The organism is Desulfobacter sp., assembly GCF_050177295.1.
Genome location: NZ_JBFXHE010000426.1, coordinates 1 through 3,804 on the forward strand (window position 1 = coordinate 1; position 3,804 = coordinate 3,804).

The following is a 3,804-nucleotide window of genomic DNA, read 5'->3' on the forward strand; positions in this document are numbered from 1 at the left end:
ATGATGGAAAAATAAGAATGGATTGCTCCTCACCTCATGCGATGGCAAACTTAATCAAGCTTGCAGAAAAATACGATATTGCATGGGGAAATGATCCGGATTTTGACAGACATGGCATTGTGTGTCCGGATGGTCTAATGAATCCTAACCATTATTTATCCGTGGCCATTTGGTACCTGCTTCAAAACAGGCCTTTATGGGGAAATAACCTTAGTATCGGAAAAACCTTAGTCAGCAGCAGCATGATTGATAAAGTGGTTATGGGGTTCAACAAGGCGATCTTTGAAACGCCTGTTGGATTCAAATGGTTTGTCAGCGGTTTGATGGAAGGAAAAATCGCCTTTTGTGGTGAAGAGAGTGCCGGCGCAACTTTTTTAAGAAAAAATGGCGCTGTTTGGACGACAGATAAAGATGGATTTGTTCTGGCATTGCTTGCTGCTGAGATTCTGGCGAAAACCGGGCAAACGCCATCCGAAATTTATAGAGAGACATTGGTATCTGAATTTGGCAATCCTTATTATAGAAGGGTTGACGGACCTATCACAAATGAGCAAAAAACAATACTGTCACAAACATCACCGGATTCAATAAAGGCGACATCGTTGGCAGGCTTATCAATCGTTAGCATTCAGACAAAAGCCACGGGAAATAATAGCCCTATAGGCGGTGTAAAAGTCAATCTGTCCGATGGGTCATGGTTTGCTATCAGACCCTCGGGAACTGAACCGAAAATGAAATTCTATATTGAAAGCTTTGGTGGCGAGGATCTATGGAAAAAAATTCATGATGAAGCCCTTAATCTAATATTCCGCATCTAAAATGTGCATATAATGAAATCCTTATTATGTTGCACATTTTTTTGCTTGATTGCCGTGACCGGCTCTGCCCAGGACCGTTTGACCAAATGCACGTCAGAGCTTTCCTTATCTGAGAAGAATACAAGAAGTCTTTCAGTCTCCCTGGCAGGAATCGGAGTGATTACGATTTGGGGCGCTTTACACTGGGATTATTTCTCTCAATCACCTCACGCAGGTTCCGAAGGATGGTTTGCAAATACAACCAAAGAGGGAGGGGCGGATAAACTGGGACATCTTTATTCAAGTTATGTGATCTCTCACGCGCTGTCATCCTTATATAAACACTGGTGTTTTGAAAAAGATACTGCCGCATTATACGGGTCGATTTCATCATTTGCCATCATGGGGTATATGGAGTTTGGGGACTCTTTCAGTGAATATGGATTTTCCTATGAAGATATGATTGCAAATCTTCTGGGATGCACTGCTGGATATTTATTGTATAAATATCCGGATCTTGCCGGCAAATTCAGTTTAAGATGGGAATATGGATTTAAGCCTAACGGCACAGATTTTTTAACAGATTATGACAATTCAAAATATCTGCTTGCAGTAAAACTTAACGGATTTGAGTCGGTAAATAAAACGTTTTTAAAACATTTTGAATTGCATATGGGGTATTATGCCCGCGGTTTTTCAGATGATAAAGACAAAAAAGAACGAAATTTTTATCTTGGTATCGGCCTGAATTTGACGGATTTATTTCGCCGATATTCCTGGAAAAAAACAGCAGTTGTTCTGGATTATATTCAGATACCGGGGACTTATCTTCAATATAAACATGATTTCAATGAAAATTAGTCAGGTTTGAACGGGGATTAACCGCAGTCCTCCCGGTTGACGGTACAGGTATTGAGGACCTGGTCGCCATGGGAGGTGTCGCGGTATATGGTGATCCCTTTGAGCCCCATGGCGTGGGCGTTGAGGAAGACCTGCCGGACATCTTCCCGGGTCGCGGACCCCGGCAGATTGACGGTTTTGGAAACCGCATTCTCCGTGTGGCGCTGAAATGCGGCCTGGACCTTTAGGTGCCACTCGGGGGCCACATCCCAGGCGCTCTGGAACACCTCTTTGGGGATCGGTTTTTGATCCTTTTGATAGCGGGCATAAATGGGATGGATGTCATCGTAAAGAATCCCGTTGATACGCCGCCGACCCCTGAAGGCAAAGACGGGTTCAATGCCGCTGCTGACACCGGCAATCAGGCTGATGCTCCCTGTCGGGGCCACGGTGGTCAGCGTGGCGTTGCGCCGCAGGCGGACGCCCCGTTTGGGAAAGATGCTGTGCTCAAAACAGGGGAAATTGCCGCGCACCAGTGCCAGTGACGCAGATTCGGCCTCGGCACTGCGTTGAATCCGGGACATGATCCGTCCGGCCACGGCAACAGCCCTGTCACTTTGGTACGGGATATTCAGCAGGATCAGCATGTCGGCAAAGCCCATGACCCCCAGTCCGATCTTACGGGTGCTGCGGCTCGCCTCTTCGATCTGCCGCAGCGGATAGCGGTTGATTTCGATGACGTTGTCCAGGAAATGGACCGCCGTCCGGGCCAGTCTGTCAAGTTCGCCAAAGTTGATTTCTTTGTTTTCAACCACCTTGGTCAGGTTGATGGAGCCCAGGGTGCAGGATTCATAGGGCAGCAGGGGTTGTTCACCGCAGGGGTTGGTGGCGCAAATCCGCCCCATCCGGGGGAGGGGATTGTCCCGGTTGATACGGTCGATGAAAAGGAGGCCCGGATCACCCGTCTGCCAGGCTGAAGAGGCCATGCGCTCGAATATCTCTTCTGCGTTTCTACGCCCCACTGCCTTGCCGGTTCCGGGGTGAACCAGCGGGTAGTTCCGGCCGCTGTTAACGCACTCCATAAACTGGTCATCCACGGCAACGGAGAGATTGAAATGGCGTAACTCTCCCCTTGTCTGCTTTGCGCTGATAAAGGCTTCAATATCCGGATGGCTTATCTCCAGGACCGCCATATTGGCAGCCGGCCGACGACGGTTCTGATCCGTCCGAGCGGCTGCCCTATCCAACTGCCGGATAAAGGCGACGGGCCCTTCAGCTCCCCCGCAAGCCTGGAGAATGGTATCCCCCCGGGGTCGCAGCCGGCTGAACGAAAAGCCGATACCGCCGCAAGCCCCATGGATGATCGCCGCCTCTTTCATGGTTTGACACATGGCTTCGGGCCGGTCTTCCACCGGGAGTACAAAACAGGCGGCCAGCTGGCCCAGGGGAGTGCCCGCGTTCATCAGGCAGGGGGAGTTGGGCAGGAAGGCAAGGGATGCTAAAATCGCTTCAAAGCTCTCTGTGGTTTTGGACAGATCCGCACCAGTGTCGAACAAGCGGTCTGCCCGGGCCACCGATGCGGCGACCCTGTGAAACATATCTGCGGGTGTCTCGATGAGATCTCCCGCGCAATTACGGGCCAGGTAGCGGTTTTTGATGACAGTCCAGGCCAGGGCTGACAAAGTGGGGCATTCTGTTTCCATATGGGTGTTTTCCATATCCGGATCTCCATGCGCTGTCTTAGCGCTTGTTTGGTAATTGATAAATCGGCTCTATCTTTTCGTCAAGGCCGTGGTTGATCTCAGGTCCAAATCATAAACAAAGCAACATGGGCAAGTTATTTAAGACCGGTTCCTAAACAGAGCCCCATTTTTGCCAACGGGTATCCTTTTTTTCTTGTCATCCTGGCAACAGTCAGGATAATCTCCTATACTTTAGAGTATTTCAAGTTTTTTCGTGGCAGGTCAATTGGCCTATTGGAGGCCAGGCATTTGCCGTAAAATCTATTCTTTTAAAGGAGGGCGTACAATCATGAAAAACATTTTGAAATTTATTGTAACTGTTGGCTGTTTTTTAGCTCTAACTTGCGGCCCTGTTCTTGCCAGTGACGGCAAAGCAGCCAAACCAAGTCCGGATGAAGCAATCGCCATGCTGAAAGCAGGTAATG

Annotated in this window: 2 protein-coding genes and 1 pseudogene; 2 read left to right on the forward strand and 1 reads right to left on the reverse strand. The window is 49.0% G+C overall.

Going from position 1 to position 3,804, the window contains the following annotated elements; genetic code table 11:
- Both AB7U36_RS20365 and AB7U36_RS20370 read left to right on the forward strand, forming a co-directional pair.
- A pseudogene (locus tag AB7U36_RS20365) lies at positions 1 to 818 on the forward strand (phosphoglucomutase, alpha-D-glucose phosphate-specific); the annotation flags it as partial.
- Positions 819 to 974: 156 nt separating this feature from the next.
- Positions 975 to 1,658: a DUF2279 domain-containing protein gene (locus AB7U36_RS20370; protein ID WP_428161459.1), complete on the forward strand. Its 684-nt coding sequence runs from the start codon at positions 975 to 977 to the stop codon at positions 1,656 to 1,658.
- A 17-nt stretch (positions 1,659 to 1,675) separates the two neighbouring features.
- Here the strand turns inward: AB7U36_RS20370 and AB7U36_RS20375 are convergent, their stop codons facing one another.
- Entirely contained in the window at positions 1,676 to 3,340 is a 1,665-nt protein-coding gene (locus tag AB7U36_RS20375; RefSeq protein WP_428161460.1) for an adenosylcobalamin-dependent ribonucleoside-diphosphate reductase, read from the reverse strand.
- Between the last annotated feature and the right edge of the window lie 464 nt (positions 3,341 to 3,804).

Excerpts from the sequence above, each read along its gene's own strand:
- AB7U36_RS20375 (WP_428161460.1), bottom strand. The coding sequence starts at position 3,340 with ATGGAAACAGAATGCCCCACTTTGTCAGCCCTGGCCTGGACTGTCATC.